Source organism: Paenibacillus sp. FSL H3-0457, assembly GCF_037981725.1.
Lineage (GTDB): Bacteria > Bacillota > Bacilli > Paenibacillales > Paenibacillaceae > Paenibacillus > Paenibacillus amylolyticus.
Map to the genome: position 1 here is coordinate 6,039,743 of NZ_CP150283.1, position 20,465 is coordinate 6,060,207.

The 20,465-nt window shown below is 45.7% G+C and carries 17 protein-coding genes; 7 read left to right on the forward strand and 10 right to left on the reverse strand.

All coding sequences use genetic code 11. The features are described from left to right. From MHH25_RS26760 to MHH25_RS26795, 8 genes are all read right to left on the reverse strand, one after another. On the reverse strand, positions 1–3,789 hold the full coding sequence (locus MHH25_RS26760; RefSeq protein ID WP_340018575.1) for an SDR family NAD(P)-dependent oxidoreductase: 3,789 nt from the start codon (positions 3,787–3,789) through the stop codon (positions 1–3). A 3-nt stretch (positions 3,790–3,792) separates the two neighbouring features. Continuing rightward, positions 3,793–4,662 (reverse strand): acyl carrier protein, encoded by an 870-nt coding sequence (locus MHH25_RS26765; RefSeq protein WP_036668121.1) that lies wholly within the window; start codon positions 4,660–4,662, stop codon positions 3,793–3,795. A gap of 25 nt (positions 4,663–4,687) precedes the next feature. Next, a complete protein-coding gene (locus MHH25_RS26770) occupies positions 4,688–5,404 on the reverse strand; it encodes a thioesterase domain-containing protein (protein ID WP_051449553.1) in 717 nt (238 codons plus the stop codon). Positions 5,405–5,420: 16 nt separating this feature from the next. Next, entirely contained in the window at positions 5,421–6,416 is a 996-nt protein-coding gene (locus MHH25_RS26775) for a ketoacyl-ACP synthase III (protein ID WP_036668122.1), read from the reverse strand. Between the two features lie 301 nt (positions 6,417–6,717). Next, entirely contained in the window at positions 6,718–7,236 is a 519-nt protein-coding gene (gene loaP / locus MHH25_RS26780) for an antiterminator LoaP (protein ID WP_036668123.1), read from the reverse strand. A 302-nt stretch (positions 7,237–7,538) separates the two neighbouring features. Beyond that, positions 7,539–7,988: a nuclear transport factor 2 family protein gene (locus MHH25_RS26785; protein WP_338707066.1), complete on the reverse strand. Its 450-nt coding sequence runs from the start codon at positions 7,986–7,988 to the stop codon at positions 7,539–7,541. Between the two features lie 213 nt (positions 7,989–8,201). After that, positions 8,202–8,609, reverse strand: a complete 408-nt coding sequence (locus MHH25_RS26790; protein WP_017692155.1) for an Rrf2 family transcriptional regulator — start codon at positions 8,607–8,609, stop codon at positions 8,202–8,204. Positions 8,610–8,715: 106 nt separating this feature from the next. Continuing rightward, a complete protein-coding gene (locus MHH25_RS26795; RefSeq protein ID WP_076328847.1) occupies positions 8,716–9,555 on the reverse strand; it encodes a helix-turn-helix domain-containing protein in 840 nt (279 codons plus the stop codon). Positions 9,556–9,673: 118 nt separating this feature from the next. On the opposite strand from MHH25_RS26795, the gene MHH25_RS26800 reads away from it, so the two are divergent. After that, on the forward strand, positions 9,674–10,678 hold the full coding sequence (locus MHH25_RS26800; protein WP_340018576.1) for a Gfo/Idh/MocA family oxidoreductase: 1,005 nt from the start codon (positions 9,674–9,676) through the stop codon (positions 10,676–10,678). Between the two features lie 20 nt (positions 10,679–10,698). Further along, positions 10,699–11,646, forward strand: coding sequence for an aldo/keto reductase (locus MHH25_RS26805; RefSeq protein ID WP_340018577.1), 948 nt, complete (start codon positions 10,699–10,701; stop codon positions 11,644–11,646). A 268-nt stretch (positions 11,647–11,914) separates the two neighbouring features. Here the strand turns inward: MHH25_RS26805 and MHH25_RS26810 are convergent, their stop codons facing one another. Together MHH25_RS26810 and MHH25_RS26815 are read right to left on the reverse strand one after the other, a co-directional pair. Then, positions 11,915–12,934: a Gfo/Idh/MocA family oxidoreductase gene (locus tag MHH25_RS26810; RefSeq protein WP_340018578.1), complete on the reverse strand. Its 1,020-nt coding sequence runs from the start codon at positions 12,932–12,934 to the stop codon at positions 11,915–11,917. 55 nt (positions 12,935–12,989) lie between these two features. After that, entirely contained in the window at positions 12,990–13,766 is a 777-nt protein-coding gene (locus MHH25_RS26815) for a sugar phosphate isomerase/epimerase (protein ID WP_036668129.1), read from the reverse strand. A gap of 198 nt (positions 13,767–13,964) precedes the next feature. On the opposite strand from MHH25_RS26815, the gene MHH25_RS26820 reads away from it, so the two are divergent. The 5 genes from MHH25_RS26820 (at position 13,965) to MHH25_RS26840 (ending at position 20,462) form a co-directional block, all read left to right on the forward strand. Further along, positions 13,965–14,795 (forward strand): AraC family transcriptional regulator, encoded by an 831-nt coding sequence (locus tag MHH25_RS26820; RefSeq protein ID WP_036668130.1) that lies wholly within the window; start codon positions 13,965–13,967, stop codon positions 14,793–14,795. 236 nt (positions 14,796–15,031) lie between these two features. Then, positions 15,032–15,733 (forward strand): response regulator transcription factor, encoded by a 702-nt coding sequence (locus MHH25_RS26825; RefSeq protein WP_036668131.1) that lies wholly within the window; start codon positions 15,032–15,034, stop codon positions 15,731–15,733. A gap of 20 nt (positions 15,734–15,753) precedes the next feature. Further along, the gene (locus tag MHH25_RS26830) at positions 15,754–17,196 is read left to right on the forward strand and encodes a HAMP domain-containing sensor histidine kinase (protein ID WP_340018579.1); all 1,443 of its coding nucleotides are present in this window, start codon (positions 15,754–15,756) and stop codon (positions 17,194–17,196) included. A 102-nt stretch (positions 17,197–17,298) separates the two neighbouring features. After that, entirely contained in the window at positions 17,299–18,057 is a 759-nt protein-coding gene (locus MHH25_RS26835; protein ID WP_340018580.1) for an ABC transporter ATP-binding protein, read from the forward strand. A gap of 2 nt (positions 18,058–18,059) precedes the next feature. Beyond that, the gene (locus tag MHH25_RS26840) at positions 18,060–20,462 is read left to right on the forward strand and encodes an FtsX-like permease family protein (RefSeq protein WP_340018581.1); all 2,403 of its coding nucleotides are present in this window, start codon (positions 18,060–18,062) and stop codon (positions 20,460–20,462) included. The last annotated feature ends 3 nt before the right edge of the window (positions 20,463–20,465 follow it).

Here is a 20,465-nt window from a genome sequence, read left to right on the forward strand (position 1 = left end):
TCAGATATGTTTTAATCCTTTGAGCATATCCTCCATGCTGATCGTGCCATCTTCCAACTGATCAAAAAGAGAATGGACTTCCTCGCCCAGCGCAATTGCACCACCTGTAGGCGCCTCTACCTGCTTGCTCTCCCGTTTATTGCCTGTTTTATCAGCCAGATATCCACCCAGTCTATGCACAGACGGATGTTCGAACAGATCTGCAACAACGAGTACTCCCGGATACTGACGGTCAAGTTGTGCATACATTTGTTTCACCAGTATCGAATCAGCTCCAAGTTCGAAGAAACTGTCATGAATATGAATTTCATTAAAGCCCAGTACGGCTTGGCACACATCCGCAACCTGCTTCTCCCATGGAGTGTATTCTCCGTCATCCGCACCATTCAGTACGGCATCCTGTCGGGCTACACTTTGCGGGGTCACTGGAGCCTTCGGTGATGATGTCCGCTGTAGACGTGAATCAATCCAGTTCTCCAGTTCAGGAGAAAGTCTGAACGGATAGTTGCGGATCATCTTCAACATGCCACGGTCTGTCGACATCTGTCCTATCAATACACGTTCAATCTGACGCCCTTCCACCTGATCCAGCCACGCCAGAGCCTCTTTATTGGTCATGGCTTTGAATAAGGTGTCCACTCCGTACCCGGTTGCAGCAGCTGCGCCTGTTTCTTTCCAGGTAGACCAGTTGACGGTCATCGTTCCGTCCAACTCCCGGTTGCGGTAGGCTGCGTAGGCATCCTGATACGCATTGGCAGCGACATAATCCGCCTGTCCCGGCCCGCTGAATAACGTTGCAATGGATGAGAACATCACAAAAAAGTCTGGATTGTCCTCTCTGGTGAGTTGATCCACAACCTGGGTTCCTTGCACTTTAGGGCGTAATACACGTTCAGCTTCTTCTATCGTTCTGTCCTTAAGCGGATGATCTCCACCTACAGCGACCCCAGCCCCATGAATGACACCTGCAATGCGGCCGTATTGCTGACGCAGTTCACTCAGAATGACTCGCATGGATGCTTCATCTGAAATATCTGCTTGGTAAGAGAGAACCGTGGCCCCAGCAGCCTCCATTTGTTGCACAGATCGGATTTTCTGAACTAACGCATCGTTGGAATCTGCTGCTACAATGCTGTCCCACTCCCCTCGAGTAGGAAGCGCAGTTCTATTCACCAGCGCAAGTGTGATTCCCGGGTATCGCTCCGCAAGTTGTAATCCAATCTCCAGCCCAATACCGCCCAGTCCGCCAGTAATGAGATACAATCCGTCATTGCGAATCTTGTAGTCCCGCTTAGGATATTGACTAGGGTCCATCGCTTCAAACTGCTGAATGTAACGAGTGCCCGCACGATAAGCTACACCATAATCATCACTTTCATGATCCAGTTCGGCCAGAATATCCTGGAGCGAAGTTTCCGCATCCACTTGGATGGAACGGCATTGCAGACGTGAGTCTTCTTTGCGCCCAGCCAAACCCAGACCAAACATCAGGGCAGCCTGAGGAAATACATTTTCTTCGGTTCCGGTAATGGAATGGATTGGATTCGTCAACAACACCACATCAACAGGCTCCGACGATTTCGTACGGATCATTTCCTGAAGAAGATAGAAAAATGGATGAAAGGACTGTTGCTGTTGAATATAGATGATCTGGGTGATCATCAATTCTCCCAAGTGAGCCCATAATTGCTCCATGCTCTCACGCTGGTGTGAAATGACGTACTCCCCGGAAGATACTTGAAGGAATGAAGGTCCATCAAACACTTCAATGAGCTGACGACCCTGCTTCTGTAGTGCCTTACGCAGAGAGCGGTCCTCTCTTTTTTCATCCATAAAAATAACGACATGACCTTCCGATAACTTCCGATCTGAATTGCGTTCCGGTTCACAGACCCAGCCCAACTCATAATGGTGTATGTTCTCCATAGTGATGGCACTTGTCTTGGTTTGGGTATAAGGAGCAGATAGCTCAATCCAGCACCGATGAGCTTCAAATGGATACGTTGGAATGCTGATTCGGCGAACATCCTCACCCGAATACAGACTTGGCCAACTTACCTCCCCACCACCAAGATAGGTTTCACAATGATCCGTTAAATGCAGTTGATTCGACTCCGGGACTGGCTGCTCTCGAATGGAGTGCAACCCGTCTTCTTCAAGTGCAACCAGTTGGGCGAGCAACTCCTCTTTGCTTGAAGCAATCCGTACCAGACGGTGTTCATAATGGGTTCGGGATGTGCCTGCCGTGTAACATATATCTGCTAACGTGTGATCGGTTGTTTTCAGATACTTCGTATATTTGGATATATATTGTTGCAGTGATTGAAGCGTCTTCGCTGAAAGGGGGAACAGATACTCCCGCATCTCAGTTTCGCTGGTGGTTTCCACTGCACCCGCCTGCTCCAGTATGAGATGACAATTGGTTCCGCTGAAACCAAATGCACTGACACCCATACGCGCAGGTGCACCCTCAGCAGGCCAGATCCGGTTACGTGTATTCACATACACAGGCGTTCCACTAAAATCAATATTGCGATTGGGGCGATCAAAATGCTGAACCGCTGGTAAAATCCCTTTTTTTAAGGACAATACAGATTTAACAAGCCCTGTAATGCCAGCGCTTTCATACAAATGTCCGATATTGGACTTTACTGAACCGATGGCACAAAATTGCCTCTTATCGGTGTATTGCTCAAACGCCCCCTTAATGCCGTCGATTTCAATCGGATCCCCCAAGACAGTCCCTGTTCCATGGGTTTCAATATACGAAATACTTTCAGGGTCGACCCCCGCAGCTTTCCACGCCTTCACAATGACCTCACTCTGGGCTCTGGCATTCGGCGCTGTAATCCCCATGGAGTTCCCGTCCTGATTAATGGCACTGCCCTTAATGACCGCATATACCTGATCCTTGTCCTTGATGGCATCCTGAAGTGGTTTTAGCATAATAACCGCCGCACCTTCACCTATTCCGGAACCATCTGAGCTATCATCAAAGGGACGTGTCATGCCATTGGACGATTCGATGCCCATTCGGTAGTAATCCTTGTCCAGAGGAAGCACATTCAGTTTTACGCCTCCTGCCAGCGCCATGTCACACTCACCCAAACGAATGGCATTACAGGCATGATGGACTGCAACCAGAGATGAAGAACAGGCCGTGTCCACCACCATACTCGGTCCTCTCAAATCAAGAAGGTATGATAGACGGCTGGGTAAAATGCAAGACAAATTGCCTGTGACCGAGATCGGCAAAGACTGTGGTTCCACATCATGAATCATTTCTTTATACCGATAACCTTCCAGATCCGAGACCAATCCCACATATACTCCTGTGTTGCTGCCCGCCAGCTTCTCACTGGTATATCCTCCATCTTCAAAAGCGGCCCAAGCCGTCTCCATAAAGATACGTTGGGCCGGATTCATCAAACTGGCTTCTTTCGGTGTAAATCGAAAAAAAGGATAATCAAAGGTATCGATATGTTCCAGATAAGAACCGTCCAAGTATTGGGCATCTTCACCAGTGTTCATTTTACGAGAGATATAATTATCGGCATCCTGGCGTCGCTGCTCCGGCAGATCCCTCGTACAATCCAGACCATGTAACAAGTTATCCCAGAATTGTTCCGCATCATCTGCCAAGGGCATACGAACACTGAGTCCAACGATGGCGATATCACCCGGACGGATGGCAGTTGTAGTTGGGGCTGGAGGCGTCTGACCAGACGACTCCGTCTGATTGGTGTCACGAATACCCAGTTCACTGAAATCCATCAGTTTGTTTTTCATTATTTATCCCCTTTCAGCCGCTGGGCGGAGACTTTCAAACACTTTGGCAAGCATTTGATCATAGGTTCTGAAAAAAAGATTCCATTGAATGGTGTTCATTCGGGGTTTGCAATACATCGTTACCAGCATATTTCGTTTTTCATTTTGAATTTCACAGATGACATCAAACAGCTCCTCCAGCGCCACCCTGCCTCCACTGACATAATCAGCCTCATAGAATAGCGGACGAATGGCGACATGTTGTGATTTCATACCTGTTCTAACCAGATCCTGGATATGGTGACCAGGCTGTTCGTCTGCTGTATGTAAAGCTTGTTTCGCTATAACAAACAACTCATTAAAATCCTGTACCTCTTGCACATCCAGCGAAATGGAACTGATATGGTTCATTCGATAAATCAGTGTATAGACCGTAAGTTGTGGCTGATTGCCAATCTCCGTCAACAGATATGCGAACAAAGACCACAACCATTCCACAGGCGTGCAACCTGCAATTCTGGATAAGTCTCTGATTTCATTAAAGCGATCCTTCTCGATCCTGAATTCATATCGATGGTCTTGAAGGACCTGTCCTGTATTCTGCATGTAATCCAACGGAACAGGATAGGCTTCCAGTTCCATGCCTTCCTGATCTGCGATGAATTTCGCAAGTCTGGAGATCGTAGGATAGGCAAACATATTGGTTAACGTAATTTGAGCTGGATATAATTTTTCAAGTTGATTATAGATCTGAGCAAGAAGCAGCGAATCACTCCCCAAGTCAAAAAAGTTAATCGTGGTGGTGACTCCCGCATCGGCTCCCAGCACCACATGAAATACGTCCAGAATGGTTGCCTCCAGCTGTTCTATTGGTGTAATTTGCCGTTGATTCATTGGACACCTCACCTCCGTATAGGATCTACTCCATATAACTTGTTAATGTCTGATTGATCATGCTGGTAACCCGATGCATACTGCCTTCGAATAAATAAAAATGCCCCCCTTTGTATATCCGGGCGGCACTTCCTTGTTCCGTATAACCTCTCCAATGTTCTGCACAATCCAGAATGTAGCCCTCATCCTCTGCTCCGTTCAGTATCGTGATATCACATTGCAGTTTATAAGGCTTCTCTTCGTAAGTATACGTCTCATTCATCTCCAAATCCTTACGTAATATGGGGATGAACATATCCATAAGTTGCTGGTTCTCAAAGAACTCATCCGGGGTACCGCCCATTTCCTTAATGCGGTCTATGAACTGTCCTTCGGGCAAATGGTAATAGACCTGGTCTTTTTTATAATCCGGTGTCTCTCGCCCGGAGAAAAACATGTGTATGGGTTTCCTGAACTGCTCTTCATGCATTTTGTTATACAGTTCATAGATAATCAGACTTCCGAGACTATGTCCAAATAGAGCATATGGCTCCTCATCTGGCAAATCGCGGGATATATAATCAAATACATCATCTACACTTTGCTGAATACTCTCATAGAGCGGCTTAGAGAATTTCAATCCACGTCCTGCAAGTTCAACAGGGTTCAGCACAATGGACTCGGATAACCCCTTTTTCCATTTGTTATATATTGATGCTGACCCTCCTGCATAAGGGACACAATATAATCGCATCTTGGCCATATAATCTCCTCTCCACTTACACGACTTCTCCCCATCTGATTGCTGTAGCGCAATAATACGTTCCAGCCCCAGCCCCAACCAACACGACACGGTCACCCGTTTTCAGTGCCCCTTGATTCACAGCCTCGGTCACCGCAATTGGCAAGCAAGCATTAGAGGTATACCCGTATTTTTCCATCGTCATATAGGCCTTTTCTTGTGGGATACCCAAGGCAACGGCCAGTTCTCTAATCAGATTACTGTTTGTTTGTGGGAAAATAAACAAATCTACTTCCCCCATATTCCATTTTACTTTGCGCAAAAGACGGTTCACGAGCCGCGGAATACCTCTGACCAATTGTTCATATAAATATCGACCATTGGACGTATAGACGGAAGCAGATCCATCAGAAATGTGTCCATAATGAACAGGCAGTGTTCCATAACTGATATCTTCCATATTCTCGTGATGCATAATTCCGTTCAGAAAAACGCTGTGATAGGAATCATTCTCATCTAATTCCTGTAAGACAAATGCCCCTGCTCCGTCTCCTACACTGGAACACGCTGCTCGATCCTGCCAATCAGTTACTTTCGAGTAGGTATCTGCGCCGATGACTAGAATATTGCTTATATCTTCTTCAGCCTGGAACGTATAATACGCATTCAATAATCCATAGCTGAACCCGGCACAACCCGCGCGGAGATCCAGACAAATGGCTTGGTCCGCTCCGAGCTTTTCCTTCACGAGAGCCGACGGATGAGGTATTAAACGATCCGGTGTGAACGTCGCCATAATGATCATATCAATATCCTCGACATCAATCGAAGCCTGTTCTATAGCTTGTCTCGCAGCTTCCAATGCCAAATCGCTGGTGTACTCATGCTCATGCGAAATTCTTCGTTCACGGATTCCGAGATTATGGTAAATCCAGTCCGCATTTGCGTTAATGTTCATAGCCTCCAGCCCCTGATTCGTTAACACGGATTCCGGCACATACATGCCAATACCCCGAATGGTCATTTTTCTCATGCATCACGTCTTCCTTTCCTGAATCTAAGGTAAGTAGCCCTCTCTGAAAACTATAAAAAATTTTTGAAGACAACAAAAAAACAGTTCAGCAGCTTACTCGCGCTGTACTGTCTCAGGAATACCTTTTTCAACAAAATGTAGTCTGGACCACTCCTAACTACACAGCTTCGCCCTGTTGATACACGTTGTGTATTTCAGAGTTTATGCATATGACTCCTTTGGTTGCATAATGTGCCTAAGCTTCATTCTGCTCCTCCGGTTTTGGTTGTCGTATGTGACCATAGCATATCTGAGTACATTATCATTTTTCTTGTTTTGCATATAAAATTTCAACACCCAAATCAACTAATCTGGGTTTATCATTACCTGTTAGGTGAAGCCATATCTTTGCTCTGCGCGTATGTCTGTCAATCTTCTTAATGATGCCTTCGTGTCCCATCAACGGGCCATCTAACACCACAACTTTGGTATTTTCCATATATACGGTTGAATAATCGATAATATCTTCCGGATTGATGAGGTTTAGCAATGTGGTCATTTCATGATCCGGGATTGGCGTGCAGCTTGCGTTAGTTCCCAGCATTTTAATGATATGAGGAATAGAACAGATTAAGTGGTAAGTTTCGGCGGTCATGTTGACTTGAATTAATACATAGCCAGGAAAGACCTTTTTGGTGCAGGCTTCAAAAATACCTGATTTCTTCTCCGGAACTTTTCTCTTGGGGACTAAAACTCGAATGGAGGTTCCTAGATACATATGTAGGTATTTCCTAATGACTTCTTCGCTTCCTGTGTGTACAAACAATGCGTACCAGTTCATGGCATCATCCTCTGATTAACAAATTAGCCAAGCGGAAATATACATATACATAAGAAAGAACAAAGACCCCAATTTTCAATTTGTGTAATAAAATGTATTTTATTTGTTGTAAGTATCTTAACTCATGACTTTTGGAACGTCAATGCTATTAATTCAATTTTATGTAAAATAACCTTACAATTCACATAAAACACTCACATTTTGTCTGATATCCAACTCCGGGACGTTACTCGTCTCCATTGTAACCAAAAAATCACTTACAGCATCAAGCATCTGTAAGTGATTATTATTCCATCCTTATACTATTCAAACAGGTCCAAACGAAGACGTTTCAAACTTGTATGTTTGATGTACCACTGGCCGTCGATTTTGACAAAAGTTTCGTGGTAATGCCCAAATCCGTGGAATGATTTGTTCTCATTGCCCTCCGGGAACGTGACCCAATCTTCCATTGGGGAGATGACCTTTGCTTCGTTCTCAGATACGAATTCAACTTCGGCGCTATGAACATGATGTACGGTTACGGCAACATCCACCAGATCACGGAATACTTGTACGATCGTATCACGGCCTGTTAATACCGGAATTGGATTGCCTTCTGTGCTGAAATCGGCCACTGCATCCGGAGCAAACACATCACTCAAGGTATCCCACTGTTTCGTATCAATATAGCGGCAATAACGTGCCTTGGTATTCCGAATGTTTTCAAGCGCGAGCAATTGTTCCAGTCCTGTGATCGTTGATTGGCCCATGTGTTGTCCCTCCAGAGATGTAAAATGTGATGTAAGATTAGGATCATGTATGTATGCATACTATACCTTCCTTATTGTACCATTCGCCTTCTATTAGGTACAACGATACAAAAAAATCTTTCCTTACCTCTCGCGAAGTTGGGGAAAGATCTGGATATACCTATGTGCCAGACGAGTTAACAGCGTCCATCGAAACTTCACTTCTAGTGCAAGTTACAGGGAATGTGCACCCTTCATCTGGGAAGCCAGTTCTGACATTTTTTTATTGTTCAAAAAACTTTCCATCTCTTCTTCCGCCTGCACCATCACCTGCTGGATCAAACAGCCTGCGTTATGATTCTGGGAACATTCGAACAGGGACGCCTGACCTTCAATCGCATGAATGATCTCCAGGAAAGAAGGATCCGGATTTTTACGACTAAGCCGGTAGCCACCATTGGCGCCAGAAGTCGATTCGATCATGCCCGCCTTAACCAATTTGGTCAAAATTTTGGACAGATATGTTGGTGATACCTTCTGCAATTCTGCAAGTTGGTGTACACTAACAAGCTGCTCAGGGGCAGTACTTACAAGATGAAGCATCGTATGCAAAGCATAATTTGTCGCTTTTGAATATTTCATGAGGGCACCTCATTATACACGGATTTAATTTATCCATAATAGACTTGATTGAGCTCTGTGTCAAACCACTATACCTCAAGCGCTGGCAACATCGAAAGGATACGGGTTAATTGTGATACAATCCGCGGTAATCCGTAGGTGTCATCCCCTCATGGGCCATGAACTGGCGGTTAAAATAACTGGCATTGGGATACCCCGCTTCCTCCGCGATTTGTCCAATGTTGGCCGTAGGCCGTTCGAGTAACCATTGCTTCGCCATCTGTAGTCGTGAACGAGTGATAAATTCCATGGGCGTCATCTCCACAGCGCTCTTGAACATTTTGCAAAAGTAATACGAACTCACACCTGCAAGATCCGCCCAGTCCTGCAACAGGAAAGGTTGACAGGCCTCCTGCTGCATCTGTGGAAGAAGTGCAAGAACCCGATTCTCCGCCTTACTTGTGGTACGTGTGCTCTTTAAAGGTACTGCATGCTGCACGAACTCGGCAAGTACGGCATAGGTCAGTGTGGATAGCTGAGCTGGACGCAGCATGGTGTTCTGTTCCGCTTCAGTGAGCAAGGCCAGATGAGCCTCTTCCCAAGAGTTGCGTTGCCGCAGTGTCCACAATAGATTGCGATGTAACCCCCGCTCGATCATATAATCATGCAGACGTTCACCGTAAAAATGAACCCATCGTACATCCCATGGATCATCTTCACTACTATAATAATGTTGCCGCTGCTGCGGGAAATAGAGAAATGCCTGACCTGCGCGAAGCTCATGTACCACCCCGTCCACTTCCACATATCCCTTGCCCGAAGCGACGTAGTGAATATTAAAATTGTTCAGTGCGCCGGCCTCACGCAACACGGCATGCTGGACGTGGTCCATATAATGTCCAACGGACTCGGGATAACAAAAATATGGAATATCCTGCAGGGTAAGCAATACGGTTTGTCTCATCATAGCCGGTTCTCCTTGATCAACAATATTGTGTTAACTAACTTCAATATATTATCATTTTAATTCATTGATCTATTCTTTATAATCACAATATACATTCATAAACGGGAGGATACAACACATGAATTCAGTTCAAAAATTGCGTTGGGGCATTCTTGGTAGCGCTAGCATTGCTGTGGAATCCGTCATTCCAGGCCTGCAGCAATCCGAGTTAAATGAAGTAACCGCGATTGCCAGTCGAGACGAAGATAAAGCCAAACAGACGGCCGAGAAACTTGGGATCGACAAGGCTTATGGCAGTTATGAAGCTTTGCTCGCTGATGATTCCATTGATGCCGTATATATCCCACTGCCGAATCATCTTCATCGGGAATGGACGATCCGGGCTGCTGAAGCAGGCAAACATATTTTGTGCGAAAAACCACTGGCTCTGACAGAACAGGAAGCTCAGGAGATGGTTCAAGCTTGTGCAGATGCAGGTGTGCATCTGGCTGAAGCATTCATGTACCGCCATCATCCAAGATATGAGCAGATCCGAGATATCATTGCCAGCGGTGAGATTGGTGAGATCCGTGGTATGCACAGCACATTTTCATTTAATAACTCCAATGCATCCGGCAATGTCCGCTTTCGGCGGGATTGGGGCGGAGGTGCACTGTATGATATTGGATGTTATTCCATCAGCGTAGCACGTCTGCTGCTTGGTCAAGAACCAAGTGCAGCCACTGTTATTGGCATGTTCTCCCCAGAGCATGATCAGGTCGATATGATGGCCTCAGGACTGCTGGAATTCGATAATCACGTTGGTGTGACCTTTGACAGCAGCATGTGGGCAGCATTCCGCAATACGCTGGAGGTACTGGGGTCCGAAGGAATTATTGAAGTCCCTTCGGCATTTATCAGCGGACAGGACCGCAGTTCCAACTTCTATGTAACGGCTGGTGGTGAACGCAGAGAGATTGAAGTCCCGCAAGTGAACCACTACTCTCTACAGGGAGATGATATGGCACGTGCTGTACTTCAGGGCAAGGATCTGCGCTTCGCCCCTTCCGATGCGGTAGCTAATATGAAAGTACTGGAAGCTTGCCTTCGTTCAGCGGAAGAACGTACACGAATTACACTATAATTGAGAGGATGAACTGACTTATGGAATATATCGAAATTGCTGGTGCAGGTAAACGTGTCTCCCGATTGATTAAAGGAACCGATTATTTCGTGCATAATGCCTACGATAAAGCAGCTACGAACATGGATGCTTTTCTGTCGATTGGCGGTAACACTGTAGATACAGCACATATCTATTGTGGTGGACAGAGTGAAGAAGTCCTTGGTCGTTACATGAAGGAACGTGGTAACCGCGACCAGATCGTCATTCTCACCAAAGGCGCGCATCATGACCAGAATGGGCCACGTGTGAATGCTGATGCCATCCGCAGTGACTTGATGGAAAGTCTGGAGCGTCTTCAGACAGATCACGTAGAGATGTATGCCTTGCACCGGGATGATCCCAATACCCCTGTCAGTGTTATTCTTGAAGCACTGAACGAACATATTGAATCCGGCAAAATCGGCGCAATTGGCGCCTCCAACTGGACCTGGCAGCGGCTCGAGGAAGCCAATGCATACGCTGCGGCAAATGGACTGAAGGGCTTCACATTCAGCAGCCCAAATCTCAGTCTCGCCAAAGCAAACGAACCTTTCTGGGAAGGCTGTGTGTCAGCAGATGCAGAGACGATGGCATGGCATGAGCAAACCAAACTACCATTGCTATCCTGGTCGTCCCAAGCACGTGGTTTCTTCACTGGAAGATTCACACCTGAAGTTCGGGATAACGAAGATCTGGTGCGTGTATTCTACAGTGATGATAACTGGGAACGGTTGCATCGGGCTGAACAATTGGCTAATTCAAAGAAAACAACACCAATCCAGATTGCACTTGCTTATGTATTGAATCAGACGTTCCCAACCTGTGCGCTGATCGGAGCCCAGAATCAGGCAGAACTGCTCTCCTGTGACGAAGGATCACGCATCACGCTTACTCCTGCTGAAATCGCATGGTTGGATCTGGGCAGTGATGTACCGGCTGGCATCTAAAGAAAATTAATCATTCCATCATTAATTTTGATGACTCTAAAGAGCTGATATTACGCGATAGGGCGTAATATCAGCCTTTTCTGTTGTGTAAAAACGATCCACTATTGTAAACCTATTGCACAATTACCGTATCCCTGTTCACTTTTCCCCACTTGCCCGGGGACAAATAAAGAAGGACTTACCCCAGAACACTTCTCTGAAGATAAGTCCCTTATATCATAGATTAAGCCATTTAGAATGTTAGAAATTGCACTGTCATTCGTATGGATTACAGTTTAACGATCTGACCTGTTTTCTCGGATTCGAATGCTGCCAAGATCACTTGCAGAGAACGCAAGCCCTCTTCCCCTGAAATCGCTGGAGGTGTTTGCGTGACAATCGACTCTACAAATGCGTCAATTACACCACTCGGCACTTGTTTCTCGTTGGTAGCCATGGCACCAACTTTGTACGTCTCAACTGTACCATTGGTTAGCTCAACGATAACTTCATCGCCTTCCACTGTTCCGATCTTCATAACACCATTCTCACACCACAGCACTGTACTGTTGTCTCCACCTCTGTATTGTGTCCAGCTCGCTACGAGCGTTCCGATCGCTCCGCTCTTCATACGCAGCAAACAAGTTGCGTTATCGTCAACTTTAGTGCCTTCCTTGTGCAGTGTGCTGATGAAACCAGCTACTTCAGATACTTCATCATTCAGCAAGTAACGGATGAAGTCGGATTTGTGCACGCCCAGGTCGCCCATAGCGCCCATAATCGCTTCTTCTTTACGGAAGAACCAGCTTTCAGCTCCGTCCACACTCCATCCTTCCGGACCCGGGTGACCAAATGATGTACGGAAATTCAGGACTTTACCGAGTTTGCCGGATTCGAGAATTTCTTTTGCTTTTACGTGAGGAGGCATCAAACGCTGGTTGTGTCCAACCATCAAATACACGCCATTTTTCTTGGCAGCTTCGATCATTTGCTCGCCTTCCTCAGTGGATACTGCCATTGGTTTCTCAACCAATACATGCTTGCCTGCATTTGCAGCAGCAATCGCCATTGGCGCATGCAGATAGTTTGGTGTACACACACTAACGGCATCCACTGTTTCGTTTGCAAGCAATTCTTCGTAACTGGAATACGCTTTACCGCCGTAAGTCTCGGCCATCTTCTCCGCACGCTCCACAACCGGATCGGCAAAAGCGACAAGTTCTACGTTCTCATTGGCAGCGTACTCTGGAATATGTCTGCGCTCGGCAATGGCTCCACAGCCGAATACAGCAACTTTAATTTTACTCATGTACATAAGTCTCCTTTGACAAATAGATTAGCATTTTTCATGGTTCGATGGTCCATTAGAATTGATTCAAGTAGTTCTCTTTCAACCAGTTGTAGCTATTGGATACGCTCTCAAGCGGAGGATTCTGACATACGTCTTGTTCCACGATCAGCCATTCCACGCCTGCATTCGTAGCGCCTTCAATAACAGCTGGCAGGTCAACCGAACCTTGTCCCAATTCCAGTGTTTTCATCTGGCCCTGTTCGTCTTTGCTGAAGTCCTTCAGATGAAGCAGCGGCAAGCGACCCGCATATTGTTTAATATACTCGATCGGATTTTGTCCCGCAAACTGTACCCAACATACGTCCATTTCCACTTTTACCGCTTCCGGTGATGTTTGAGCGAACATGGCATCAAAGGCATTGGCATCGCCAACCTGGCCATGGAATTCAAAGTCATGGTTATGGTATCCGAAGATCAACCCTTGTTTCGCTGCTTCAGCTCCATATTGTTGTAACTCAGCGAATAGCTTGGTCCAACCTTCTGCATTCTCAGGACGATCTTCTGGCATCAGGTAAGGACAAATGATATATTGTGCACCAATTGTTTTCAGGTAATCGATTTGTTTTTGCAAGTCCTCGCGCATTGCATGTAGTGAAACGTGGCTGCTGAATCCTTTCAGTCCAAGTTCATCTAGTAGCGCTTTCATTTCCTCAGCTGGAATATCGCCATATCCGGCAAACTCCACACCTTCATATCCAAGGGCCGCTACCTTACGCAACGTACCACGAAAATCTGCTGTAGTTTCATCACGGAGTGTAAACAATTGCAAACCAATATTAAGTTTTTTCATGTAGGATACACCTCTGTTCTCAAATTTGCTTTCATTGCTCTATCTGGTATCATCCTAACGCAAAACAGGCTAGAATGAACATATACAATATAGTCAGAACATGAACTATCTGATCAAATTTTATTTCCATCATTTTGCATCTATTGAATGTAGCCCATTTGAATGCATGCAGGATGTACATATTGGGGGATTTTATCTTTGGATACGTTAGAGACATCTGTACTGATCTGTGACTACTCATACCACTATAAAGCGTTCACTCATAATATGAAGGGCGAGTTGCAAACCTATCTGTTCCGTCTGCAGACCGAAGGCTCGTGCAAAGTGTATGTACAGGATGAAGAATTCAGGATGACTAGCGGGGATTTGCTGCTCTTAAAGCCTGGTGACGACTATCATCTCGTGGTCGATGAACCACATAAGGAAGGACGCTTGTCTAGCGGAGATTATTATCTGTTCTGCGAGGGCAGCTGGATCGAGAACTGGTGGAAACGGCAGCATCGATCTACCGTGAGCCGGATTGGACTTGATGACAAGCTCATCAGCCTGTGGAGAAATATGTTACTTGAGAAACGTCGCGGACCTCTTGAGGAAAATGCGGAGCTAAAGGATGCGTTACTACGCGGATTATGTCTTTATATCGACCGGGCAATTAAAGAAAATATTCAGACCGATCGGGCAGTTTCCTCTGCGCTGAAGTTAAAACGTTTTATTGAGGAGCATGCCACGGTTACGTTCAAGCTTGATGAAGCGGCTCGTTATGCGGGTCTCAGCCTGTCACGTGCAGTCCGTTTATTTAAGGAGCACTACAATCAGACCATGATTCAATATGCGATTGAGATCCGTTTGAATGCGGCATTGGAACGAATGAAATACAGTGAAATGACACTGGAGCATATTGCCGAATCCTGCGGTTTTGCAAGTTACTCCTATTTCCACCGGGTATTCCGGGCACACTTTGGTGTGTCTCCGGCGGAATATCTCAAATCCAAGCAGCATGAGCCTATCGATGATCTGGAGCATGTATGATGTTCAGTATCAGAAACCCATGACCTTAAAGAGGTTCATGGGTTATTTTGATACATTGAACTGTAATCAACTTTCAGTACGACTGGAAGTCAGAATGTTTTTTATAAGAATGAAGTTCACTTCAATATTTTTTCATGTGACTCCCACAGAACAAGACTGTACAATTATAGAGACAGTTTTTTTACAAATTCATACATATCCATTAAATCCATATCTATCATACTGGAGCGATACATATGCTAACCCACCAGCGCAAAGTCCTCATCATTGAGGATGAATCAGATATTTCGCGCATTCTGCGAGATTATTTAACCAAAAATCAATATGAAGCCGCCGTGGCAGCCACTGGACAAGATGGACTTCAGATTATGGAGCTTATTCAACCAGACTATATCATTCTGGACATTATGCTTCCGGACATGGACGGGATCGAGGTCTGTCGAGAGATCAGAAGGCGCAACAATATCCCCATCCTCATTCTAAGTGCCAGAGGCAGTGATACCGATAAGGTACTTGGTCTTGGCTTTGGAGCAGACGACTATATGACCAAGCCCTTCTCGCTGAGCGAATTGTTAGCACGAATTAATGCCCACTTCAGGCGTTATGACAGTATGACATCCGTTGGAGACAGAACAGATCTGTTGCATCTTGGAAACCTGGTGATTGATAAAAAAGCCTATAAAGTTACATTAAACGGATCGGAAGTTTCTCTGTCTGCCAAGGAATTCGAATTACTTCATTACTTGGCAAGCCATAAGAATCAGGTATTCTCCAAAGCCCAGTTGCTCGACGCCATCTGGGGATATGCAACCTACGGTGATGAAAATACCGTAACCGTATACATTCGCAGACTACGTGAAAAGATTGAGGCAGATGCCTCGCATCCGACCGTTCTGAAGACGGTATGGGGTGTCGGTTACAAATTCAATTACGAATAAGTGAGATTGGAGGCTCCCACATGTCATTGAACAGCTGGTCCAAACGCTGGTTGTTAACAACACTTGGGCTTCTCATTATTATCGTTTTAAGTATCCTTGCACTGTCGATGATGCTGTTACAAGATCGAAATTCAGGCGAATCCAATCTGTCCCTGAATCAGGTTCGACTCAAGGTCAATCCAATCTTACTCGCTTTGGAGCAAAATCATCAGCATCTTAATGAACAAAATATTCGTGAAGTCATACGTTCCACCGCCAGAGAGACCGGGGTTCTGCTTACCTATCTAAACTTGGATGGAAAAGTCATTCTGTCCTCCGCCCCCACCTCTGAAGGGACGCAAGCTAATCTGCGTAAAGCTCTTCATTATGATCTGCATCATGCCACTCAGGCCGCGGACGGTAACGATTTGCTTGATATTGCGTTTCCTGTGATGGACGGACCCACGGGAAGTCAGATCGGCAATGCCATCTTTTCCATCCCCCAAGCTATGGTTACGGTTCAGCAAGCGATGACTTTTCCGGTTATATTGATTAGCGCACTCATGCTCCTGTCACTGATTCTGAGCTTATTTCTATTTGGGATGAAACGAAAACTGGACAAACACCTGCTCTCTCCCATCCATCAATTGAAGCAACATGCGGAATCCATGCTTAAAGGCAATTATGAAGAAAAAATCCAGTACAACCGGAACGATGAATTGCTTGAAGTATATGCCATGATTGATCTAATGCGCACGGAGATTAAACATATGAGCGAGCAGCGTATTCAGCAGGAACAAGCACAAAAAGAACTCATCACCAATATATCTCATGACATTAAAACACCAATTACCACGATAAAAGCATACATAGAAGCTATTGAGGAAGGACTATGCAACGATCAGGAGACGCTGATGGAATATATGGGAGTGATGCGAACCCATACGGATAAAACGGCCCGCCTTGTGGAGGATCTGCTGGTTCATGCACTTCAGGAATTGGGGCAAATTTCGGTGGAAACCCGTGAGATGTACAGTGGGCCTATACTGGAGACGATGTTGAAACCTATTGAACATGTTGTCCTAACAAAGGGGCTTATCTATAAAGGACCCAATTACATCCCCAATGTGTTAATCGCTATCGACCCCACTCGAATTGAACAGGTGATCTCCAATCTTGCCGCCAATGCCCTCAAGCATACAGTTCCAGGAGACACGATCCGTATAGATATGGAACTGGAATCCGGACACTTGAAAGTGACGATTGCCGATTCGGGTCAGGGAATACGTGTACAGGACATGCCGTTTGTTTTTCAGCGTTACTTCAGAAGCCATACGAGTCATGCAGAACAACATATTCAGGAAGGTACAGGGCTGGGCCTTTCTATCTGCCAAAGTATTATTGAAGCACACAGAGGTCATATTTCCTTTACTAGTAAAGAAGGACAAGGTACAACCTTCCGGTTCTATCTGCCGATCTGCTGAGCCACCCTCCATAGCTGTAATACTTTATTCATAATTTGATAAGGCTTCCTCAACATCCCTCCTCTAGAATGAATCCTATACTGTACTCGGGAGTGATTCAATTTGTCGAAAAAGGTGATTATCCGTGCACAGAATCTGTGCAAAACGTACAACAGCGGAAGTGAACAACATCATGCCATCCGTAATGTTGATCTCGACATCTATGAAGGAGAATTCACGGTCATCATGGGTAACTCTGGCTCTGGCAAATCAACTCTCCTATATCTGCTAAGCGGACTGGACCAGATCACAGCAGGTGAGGTCTATTTTCGCGACCAGCGGATTGACGCTTACAGTGAACGCCAAATGTCCGATTTCCGCACCCGCCGGATCGGTTATATCTATCAAAGTATCAATCTGGTCCCAGACCTTTCCATCAAAGAGAACATTGCTTTACCGGGATATATTGCAGGAAACAAAAAGAAGGACATCCTATCCCGCGCTGCTGAGCTGATGAATGCCATGGATATTGATGGACAGCGTAACCGCCTCCCATCCCAAACTTCCGGAGGACAGCAGCAACGAGCTGCGATTGCACGGGCTTTGATCAATTTGCCGGATATCATTTTTGCCGATGAACCGACCGGAAGCTTGAATATGGAACACGGCACAGCTGTTCTTGATATCCTTACAGACCTCAACCGGAAAGGACAGTCCGTTGTTATGGTGACGCATGATATCAAGGCCGCCTGTCGGGCAGATCGCCTGATCTACATTTTGGACGGCAAGATTGGCGGAATCCTTGAGTTTGACACCTATGACGAACATCAAATTCAGGATCGTGAAGCGATTATCTTCGCTTTGGTTACGGGAAAGGAATAACGATGGCAGTCTTGTTTAAACTTAGCTTGTCGTATCTGAGTAGGAACAAAATACAAAATGCGCTGATTGCGCTGCTCCTGCTACTCTCGACAGTTCTTGTATCTACAGCTATTGTCATTCTGGCGAACACAGGCAATCAGTTTTATGAAATGCATACCCGAACCCATGGATCTCATCAGATCCTGACGTTTGAAAAAGGACTGAATGACCCTGACGCTTTGCACAACTGGTGGGCTTCTCAGGATGGAGTTCAGGTGTCCCCTTTGCTAACGTATCGTACATTGTCAGGCATCATTTTGAATGAAACTCACATCCCTAACATCTACCTGTACATGTTTAATACGCCTCCGCCGCCATGGGCTGTGGATGAACTAATTTTCTCAAGCGGGACGCCCGACACAGTTCCCGAACAAGGCTCTGTCTGGATTCCAACGTCCATGGCGAATGCTTATCATATTTCCGTAGGTGATACCATCGGCTTCAAAACCGGCTCAAGCACACTCGAATTGAATGTATCGGGCATTGTCATCGATGTACCATACGGGGCACCATTCTCCAATACAGCACGGGTCTGGATGAACCCTACCAATTATCAACATGATCTCGCGACACTTGCTGGCAACGAGAATCGTATGATGGGCATCCATTTTAACGATTACAGTATGAATTCGGTGTATTGGGAACGGTACAATCGTGAGACAGGTATTCCGTTTCTGGAATCCAAAATGGAGTTCGAGGCCATTGCCTCTTTCTATCTGATCATCAATCAGGTTATTGGATTTATCATGATATTCATGGGTGTTGTCATGCTCTCTATTGCCCTGATGACCATCGGGTTTACGATTGCGGATGCCATCCTGGCCAATTACAGAACGATAGGAATCCTCAAATCACTAGGTCTGACTTCCCGAAAAACGATAGGCACCTATGTTATTCAATATGCATTGATATCCATCGTAGCCATTATCCCCGGACTTGCACTCAGTATATGGATATCCAAATGGATCATTAATATTTCTGTATCCTCTCTTCGAGTGGGGAATCAGAACATTCCAGTCCAAGGATTGGATGCGGCCATACTGGCCGGCGTACTACTATTTGCTCTAGTGATTCTGTTCACTGTGTTATATGCCAAAAAGGCACGCAGCATACAGCCCGTGCAGGCTATTCGTTATGGTATGTCGGAGACAGATCACAGCCGGATGGCTGGGAAAATGAATTCGCCATGGGCACACTGGATCGGATTTACACGACTGCCTATCACCGCCGTACTTGGATTCAGACATGTGTTCAAAAACACCAAAAGCTCTGTTCTAACACTCCTGCTAGCCACCATGGCTTCCTCCGTACTTGTTCTGGGTTATGTTCTGCTGACCAGTATAACCGGAATTGAACAGACCGCAGCTAAATGGGGGTATGACAATGCCAATATCGCAGTAGTAGTCGTGAACAAAGGTAACTTTCCAAAGACTGAATTGAAACAAACGTTAGAAGAGGATACAAGGATTAGCAATGCAGGCTGGCAAGGGAACACAACGGGTGTAATTAGCCCGGAGTCTTCTGCAACAGTGAAGGGCCAATCCCTCAGTCTCAACTTGAGTGTACTGGACGGGAGTTATCAGGAACTTGGATTCGAAACGTTAAAAGGGGTTAACCCACAACATGCGAATGAAATTGCCATTGGTGTAAGTGTAGCCAAAACATCAAATAAAGATCTCGGTGATCTTATCGATATCTATATTGAAGGAGAAAAGCGTACATTCCTCATCACAGGCATCTATCAGGCGATCGCCAACATGTCTGTTTCAGGCAGAATCACCATTGATGCCATGAGAAGTGTGAACCCCGGTTATAGTGAATTTGATGTTATCTTCATCAATGTGAACGATATGGCACAAGCGGGTAAGGTTGCCTCTGAATTAAATGAGCAATTTAAAGATTTTGCTTCGGTAGTCACTCAGAAGACTTTGCTTGATTCGGTTTACGCGGAAGCCGCTAACATCCTGATCTATCCGATGAGCCTGATCGGATTTCTCTTTATCATTGTGACGTTCATCATTATTTTCAGTACTTGTAGAATCAATATCCGTAAAGAAAGCAGAACGTACGGGATATACAAATCGCTGGGAATGACATCTCGCCAAATCCGGTTGTCGCTCTCCATGGGAATGTTCATACTGTCCTCCGTGGGAGCCATACTGGGTATTTTCGTCGGCGTATACCTGCTGCCTCTTCTACTTGAAATGGTCCTTTCCGGTTATGGTATCGTACAGCTTCCACTGATCCTGCATTGGGGTGGAATGGTACTGTTCACCTGTCTAAGCATCATTGCAGCCAGTCTTGGCTCGTGGTTCTCTTCGAGAATCATTCGGGAAGCATCGCCACGTATGCTGGTTATCGAATAATGT

Coding starts and splice junctions, on each gene's coding strand:
- MHH25_RS26800 (WP_340018576.1), top strand. CDS start 9,674: ATGAATTCAGTTCAAAAATTGCGTTGGGGCATTCTTGGTAGCGCTAGC.
- MHH25_RS26760 (WP_340018575.1), bottom strand. CDS start 3,789: ATGAAAAACAAACTGATGGATTTCAGTGAACTGGGTATTCGTGACACC.
- MHH25_RS26840 (WP_340018581.1), top strand. CDS start 18,060: ATGGCAGTCTTGTTTAAACTTAGCTTGTCGTATCTGAGTAGGAACAAA.
- MHH25_RS26790 (WP_017692155.1), bottom strand. CDS start 8,609: ATGAAATATTCAAAAGCGACAAATTATGCTTTGCATACGATGCTTCAT.
- MHH25_RS26815 (WP_036668129.1), bottom strand. CDS start 13,766: ATGAAAAAACTTAATATTGGTTTGCAATTGTTTACACTCCGTGATGAA.
- MHH25_RS26810 (WP_340018578.1), bottom strand. CDS start 12,934: ATGAGTAAAATTAAAGTTGCTGTATTCGGCTGTGGAGCCATTGCCGAG.
- MHH25_RS26825 (WP_036668131.1), top strand. CDS start 15,032: ATGCTAACCCACCAGCGCAAAGTCCTCATCATTGAGGATGAATCAGAT.
- MHH25_RS26765 (WP_036668121.1), bottom strand. CDS start 4,662: ATGAATCAACGGCAAATTACACCAATAGAACAGCTGGAGGCAACCATT.
- MHH25_RS26770 (WP_051449553.1), bottom strand. CDS start 5,404: ATGGCCAAGATGCGATTATATTGTGTCCCTTATGCAGGAGGGTCAGCA.
- MHH25_RS26775 (WP_036668122.1), bottom strand. CDS start 6,416: ATGAGAAAAATGACCATTCGGGGTATTGGCATGTATGTGCCGGAATCC.
- MHH25_RS26795 (WP_076328847.1), bottom strand. CDS start 9,555: ATGATGAGACAAACCGTATTGCTTACCCTGCAGGATATTCCATATTTT.
- MHH25_RS26830 (WP_340018579.1), top strand. CDS start 15,754: ATGTCATTGAACAGCTGGTCCAAACGCTGGTTGTTAACAACACTTGGG.
- MHH25_RS26805 (WP_340018577.1), top strand. CDS start 10,699: ATGGAATATATCGAAATTGCTGGTGCAGGTAAACGTGTCTCCCGATTG.
- MHH25_RS26785 (WP_338707066.1), bottom strand. CDS start 7,988: ATGGGCCAATCAACGATCACAGGACTGGAACAATTGCTCGCGCTTGAA.
- loaP (WP_036668123.1), bottom strand. CDS start 7,236: ATGAACTGGTACGCATTGTTTGTACACACAGGAAGCGAAGAAGTCATT.